The sequence below is a fragment of the Paracoccus sp. (in: a-proteobacteria) genome, from assembly GCF_039808215.1.
GTDB lineage: Bacteria > Pseudomonadota > Alphaproteobacteria > Rhodobacterales > Rhodobacteraceae > Paracoccus.
Genome location: NZ_JBDHSP010000117.1, coordinates 1 through 5,877, shown reverse-complemented (window position 1 = coordinate 5,877; position 5,877 = coordinate 1). Strand labels below are relative to the sequence as shown.

The 5,877-nt window shown below is 61.5% G+C and carries 6 protein-coding genes; 2 read left to right on the top strand and 4 right to left on the bottom strand.

Annotated features, from left to right (window positions below; genetic code table 11):
- Both WMK75_RS18020 and WMK75_RS18015 read left to right on the top strand, forming a co-directional pair.
- A partial coding sequence (locus WMK75_RS18020; RefSeq protein WP_347268965.1) for a hypothetical protein occupies positions 1-941 on the top strand: 941 nt, incomplete at its 5' end.
- A gap of 321 nt (positions 942-1,262) precedes the next feature.
- Positions 1,263-2,249, top strand: a complete 987-nt coding sequence (locus tag WMK75_RS18015; protein WP_347268964.1) for a hypothetical protein — start codon at positions 1,263-1,265, stop codon at positions 2,247-2,249.
- A gap of 230 nt (positions 2,250-2,479) precedes the next feature.
- Here WMK75_RS18015 and WMK75_RS18010 read toward each other — a convergent pair whose 3' ends face one another.
- The 4 genes from WMK75_RS18010 to WMK75_RS17995 form a co-directional block, all read right to left on the bottom strand.
- Complete coding sequence (locus WMK75_RS18010) at positions 2,480-3,043, bottom strand: PIN domain-containing protein (RefSeq protein WP_347268963.1); 564 nt, start codon at positions 3,041-3,043, stop codon at positions 2,480-2,482.
- Positions 3,009-3,824, bottom strand: coding sequence for a hypothetical protein (locus WMK75_RS18005; protein ID WP_347268962.1), 816 nt, complete (start codon positions 3,822-3,824; stop codon positions 3,009-3,011). The genes WMK75_RS18010 and WMK75_RS18005 overlap by 35 nt, the downstream gene beginning before the upstream one ends.
- Positions 3,825-3,871: 47 nt before the next feature.
- Positions 3,872-4,765 carry a hypothetical protein gene (locus tag WMK75_RS18000; protein ID WP_347268961.1) on the bottom strand — a complete coding sequence of 298 codons (894 nt, stop codon included), beginning with the start codon at positions 4,763-4,765 and terminating at the stop codon, positions 3,872-3,874.
- 569 nt (positions 4,766-5,334) lie between these two features.
- On the bottom strand, positions 5,335-5,877 hold a 543-nt coding region (locus WMK75_RS17995; RefSeq protein ID WP_347268960.1), incomplete at its 5' end, for a hypothetical protein.

Here is a 5,877-nt window from a genome sequence, read left to right as displayed (position 1 = left end):
GGTACTTCCACGTCTACCTCAACACCCTTCGTGCCAATCTCGGTGACCCGGCCGTCGTGATCGATGCTCAACAAGTCGAAGACACCGCAGGCATCCTGCGTCGGCTCCGCGGTGCGGACGGGCTCGTCGCGCTCCGCGTCGTCGCCGTGATCAGGGACACCGCTATCGACGACGCCGCCCAAGCGGCCGCCAGGATCGTGGACCACCTCACCGGCGTCGCTATGCATCGCGCCATCCTGCACGCCCCCGACGACCGCTTCGCAGGCGATCAGCTCGCCATCCACGTCACCCGGCACTGGTACCAGCACTGCTACGACGACCACATCCACGGCGCCACCCGCAGCCGGCATCCGCTCGCAGAGGTCACCGACGGACAAGAGCGGGAAGTTGCGAACGTGCTCAGCCACGGGGAGGTACGCCGAATCATCGGCGCCGACGGGATACCTCTAGTTACCGCGCAAGGAACGACACTGACGAGGCTCGATCGCGATCTCGCGGCTGGGCTGGCCGGGCTTGTCTCACCCCTCACTGACGTCGAGCACCACACCGACCCAGGGATGTCGTTGCGTAACCGCGTGACCCGCACCTGGGCGGAGCTCGGTAACGACGAGCGCAACGACTGGCTTCACCGCGTCGGCGTCCACCACGTGCCCGCTTCCACTGGATGGTCAGAGCTCCCAGGACAAGCGCAGAGCGACATCATCCGGCTCTACCTCGACAGCCATCGGCCTGATCAGGTTGCGACGCCCTTCAGCGGTGGCCGCATTGACGGCGACCCGCGCGGAGCCGCAGCAACCATGTTTAGCCATACGACGCCGCTCGGTGCTCACGATGTGGCAATCGCAGTGCCGGCCAACGAGCCAACTTTGCCGGGTGGCGACTTGCTTGCTACTTCGATGGGCCGCCCCCTCAGCGGCGCTTATCGACACACTGAACGTTGATCATCCCGCTCAGCCCGCCGCGGCAGCTCGACCGACCTGGACTCACCTCCTCTGACCCTGAATCGGTGCGGGCGGGCGAGATCGGTGAGACGTGTTCGTCGTAGCCGAACGACCCAAACTGGAGCGGGCTTGTCGTCGCCATTCGGTTCATCCTACGAACCTCGCATTGCGCAAACCTTCAGAACGGTTTGCTCATTGCAGGCCAGAGTAGCTTGCGAGAGGCGAGAGGATCCGCGATCCAAACACGCCATGATGAGTGACTTGGCGTGGTAGCGTGCCTTTCGCAAGTGGCCCCATCCCTCTGCCGCCCGGAGACCAAACGTGAGGACGATCCTCGAATTCACCGCATATGGTGAGCATTTAGACGATGCAATTCTGAAGTCAGTCGCAGAGTACGGATGGAACAGGCCGGACCTGGGAATAAATCGCGAGGAACTAGTTGAGCTGGCGCAGGCGGTTATTGTGGCGAGTGACAAAGCGCGCCGGGATCTGCCGATCAGCCCAGAGAGTCAATTCATCCAGGATGCAATCAACAACAAGTTCGGAAAGCCGGGCGTTGCCTCTCAGGCCGCGGGTGGCTCAACCGGTGGTGCCAACACCTCCAGGTTTGGCATGTTTACGTATGAGCGAAATTGCCTCGAACAAGCAGTATTGATCCTCACGCAGATTGCGCGCGATGAGCGCACTGAAGCTTACCAGCGAAACATGACCGTGATCAGTGGGCCCGAATTCTCTGTCTACGGAATCATGTTTTCAGACCCCGCGAAACAGGCTGGAAACTCGGCGACCTACCAGACGCGGCTGAGGTGCAACGATCTTGCGCGTCTGCAGACCGCAACGACCTCGTTCCTTTCAGCATTGAATCCAGGTAGCTCGGGTGGATCGATCCGTCGCTATACGTCTAGAGCTGCGTCAGTTGGTCGCCGTCAGGGAGGTGTCCAGCCGTTTATTTCGGATATTCGACGCATCGAAATTCGGTCGGTCAGCAACGAGCAGCTGTTTAGAGGAAAAGCGATTCCGATAACTAACCGCTTCTCGCTGATCCGCCATACACTCTCAGATCATTCGGCGCGACTTCTTGGAGGACTGAGCTTGCTCTTGATAGGAGTATCGGCAATCATATATGCAGTTGCTCCCGATTCTGGTTGGTGGCTTTGGTCGGAGCAGCTTGTCGGCAGGCTTGCAACTGGGGCGTTCGGCGCCTTGCTCGTAGACAGCGCGCTTGACTACAGCGCGCTGCGCAGGTCAATAACCGGTGGCACCGGAGCAGTAACCCATGGCGCAATGGTCGATTGGACACGTGTCTAACGAAACCGTTCGGTTGGTTCCGCCAGTAGTCCAATCGTGAGATGAGCCAGCGCTACCTTCTGCTCGGTCGGAAGGGGCTATCCCAGCCAGACCGGCAGTCGATATCGAAAAGTTGCACGAACAGAGATGCTTCGGTTTGGGACGCATTAAAGGGGAAAATCTCGCTCACGCGACGAGCCGGGAACGCAATCCCTTGGGTGACGCCACGCGGTTGGCCATCAGCTCTAGCTCTAGCGATCCGAGATCTCTTCCTCGTCGAACAGACTCTGAGTCCACACCACGCGCGGTCGTGTTACCTCCACTCCATCGATGGTGATCCCAAGGGGAAAACCTCGGTCATGAGTCATTAGATAGTCGGCGTGAAGCCGGATCGCCGCAGCGAGGTGGGTTGCGTCAGCGGCGCGCATCTTCGTGCCCATATCGTCTCGAAGGTGTGAGTACTTCTCCGCCAGTGCTGCAGCGTCTCGGGCGAGGAAGCGGTCTACGTCGGTCCACAACGTCGATGCGGCGTTGAACCACCCTCTGATCCTGCTTCGCACGTCATCGGACCGTCGCCTTGTCTCGCCATTGCACAGAACCTCCGCTTCGACCAGAGCTGAAGCAGCGAGTCGTACCTGATTGGCGTTGATAGCGTCGAACAGTTCCTTCGCCGACTTCCAGCGTTCCTCCCCGGTGTCGGCGTGCTCGTCCTTGCTCCTCATGATGAGGTCCAGGTAGACATCGCTGTCAACATAGATGACCGGGACGTGCGGCGTTCGATCAGCCCTCACCGCGCACCTCGCGCAGGTACTCATCGACCGTCTTGGCGCCGAGCCAGCCGGGGTCGATACCAAGCACTTCGTCTGTCGACGGCCGTGCGTCATCGGTCTCTGGCAGCGGCATCACTTGGTCGACATCGATGCGAATCACCTGGCCCCGCCGATTGCGCTTGATGATCCCGCCAACCAGTACCCGGTGCAGCCACAGCTGGCGAACCTGCTCAGCCTCGGCAGCTGCCACGTACGCCTGAATCGGGCGTCGGTTGCCGGACTCGTAGATGTTCAACCGCAGATTATTCTTCCGGGCTGTACCCAGCACTTCGACGACGCCCGTCACTGAGCCGTAGGACATCTCGAAAGGACTGACGGCCTCAAGGGCGTTGCGTTGCACTGCGTCGGTCAGGTAGACCGCTCGTCCAACTACGCCGTTGTAGGGGGCTAAGGCCACCGCCTGCACGCCCTCTTTGGGTGTCGCCAACTCGCCGAGCCTCCCGACGGTCTGTGGCAAGAAGAACTCGGGTACCTCGGCCACCTCGCCAAGGCGCTCAGCTCCGATGACAAGAGCGTCCACCGGCCTGAGCATGTCCTCGACAGTGCGCTCGCTCGAACGTGGGCGGGCCTCAAGGCGAACGATCAACTCTTCGTGGTCGTGCTTCAGGTCAGCGAGAACCCAGGTCGCACGGGTGCCCTTCCGCAGGTATACGCGGTCGATCTCCCGAAGTGAGCGCACGATCTCGTCGAGCGTCTTGGTGAAGCGGGCCACCTCGGCACGCTCACGGCCTTCGGTGAGGCGGACCTCCAGACCGGTAGTGGGCATGCCTCAACCTATAGCGTCCCCGCAACCCAGCTGGAGCGGCGTCAGACCTAAGGCGAAACGGGCGGCTGAGGGTTCTGGGCGGATGGAAGTCGAGGCTTGAAGGCACTAAGCCGTCGGACTGTCGGAGTGCGCACGGTGGCGTGGTCAGTTGGGATGGACGTAGCGTCCCAGTGGAGATGCGAAGAGTCCATTAGGCACTTGTCGACATATATCTTCCCATCCCCGGTCCATCCCTCGGTGACAATCGAGGCCCACTGATCTTCACGGTGGGGATTGCTGTTGCCTTCGACATGTTTGTCCAGCATCTCAAGGAGCAGGCGTCCTGTTGAGGCGATTGCCACCTCTTCGAGACGGATGACCGACTTTCCATCACCGTAGTTCGGCAAACGGATCGTCAAGTCGCCTTCGACGACAGCCTTTCTGAAGTTGGTGTGGGTGTTGTTGGGATTGATGCGGACGAAGAGCGAGCCACCCTTGCAGATGCGAAGGCCTTCATAGCCAGTCAGCTGTTGCGCGCGGATCGAGACGCTGCCATGCACGACCGCTCCCTTGAGGTTGACCCCACGCTCGAAGTCATTGTGTAGGACGGTCCGACCGAAGAGGTGCGCGCCGTCTATCTGGACTTCGCCAGTCGGAGGGTTGGCACCGGAGAGATTCAGGTCATAGATATCGGCTCGTCGGAGATCGAAGTTGTAGGGCAGCCATTCAGCGCGCTCGGTCAGCCAATGAGCGATAAACAGCTGAACAATCGAGCGCCGGACCTCCGCCTCGGCAGGCAATGTGGACTCGCTGGTCTCTCCAAACGGCATCCGCAGGTACGCACAGAGAACGTCGATACATGTCTGTCGCTGCTCCTGCCAATCATCAGCAAGCCGCCCCATGGCGTAGACGCCTGCCAATCGCACAAGCGGCCTGTCATGCCCCAACTTGCTCAGCGGCATCTTGATAGCGCTTTGAGAATGCGTCAGCCACCGCCTGTGCGCGTATCCGATCGGCTATCCGTTCGTTGGCTTTAACAGCCTCCTCGGCAGCCTTCGATGAGCGGTCCGCCGCCGTAGCGCCGAGCTTCGATGACTCAACCGACAACCTGGTTTGCTCCAGCGTCTCCCTGGCCGACTTGCGCTGGACGGCGATGCTGATGATGGCGATCAGCGCGGCTACCGCCGCAGCCGCTACTGAAGCGACGACCGGTATCCAGGACCCCGGTTGGCTGATGTCGGGTGGGGCCGCGTAAGGGGGCGACGGCAGGGGGGACGGGCTGCTCACGTGAGAACGGTAGCGAGTGTCGAGCAGAACGCTCCCACGACTGCCTCCTGGGGTGTCACCCGGTGTCGCCCCCTCGGGCTTGTACACCAGGAGTCCCCGACTCGTCCGACTTGCACTTGAAGAAGCCGTACACGGCCGCCAGGGCCGACCCGGATCACGGCTCGCGGAAGGACGGTGGCGCACCTGCGACTGTTATCCCAGTCAGGGGGTTGGTTCCTATGCGGACAAGCTCACAATGAGGTGCTCACCAGCCGACCAGTGACGCCTCGCGCAGCCGGACGGATGCAACTCCGACGCAGAACCGCCACAGCGCACTCCACGAGTGTTCAGCGGCCCAAGTCTCGCCCACAGCGAGCACAAGGTGCTTTGAGACCGACAGCGGGTCGAGGCAGGTGGGATCGGAGAAGGCACCGATGGCGATCAGCGTCCCGTCAGTTGATCGGTCGCCTCGTATGCCGATGAACCGACCTGATCTTTCGACGACCAGGTGCGACTTCGGCAGGCGAGTGTGTGGATCACGTGTCCCGAACCTTTCGAGCCCGAAGGCGGCAACGTCGCCGAGGAACACCCTGTCGACCAGAAGCATCGGCATGCCGAGGTTCAAGAAGCTGGGGCCGAGCAGCAGCCAGCCGTGGTCGAAACCGACGTGCGCTACCTGCGGAAGTCTCTCCCGGAACAGCGTGGCAGGCATGGATGGATCACCGAGCCTCGGTTGCCGCTGATCCGATCCGGTCGGCCTGTCGACGGCGGGGGTCGTCGCGGTGGTCGCCGTCGAAGCAGTCGGCAG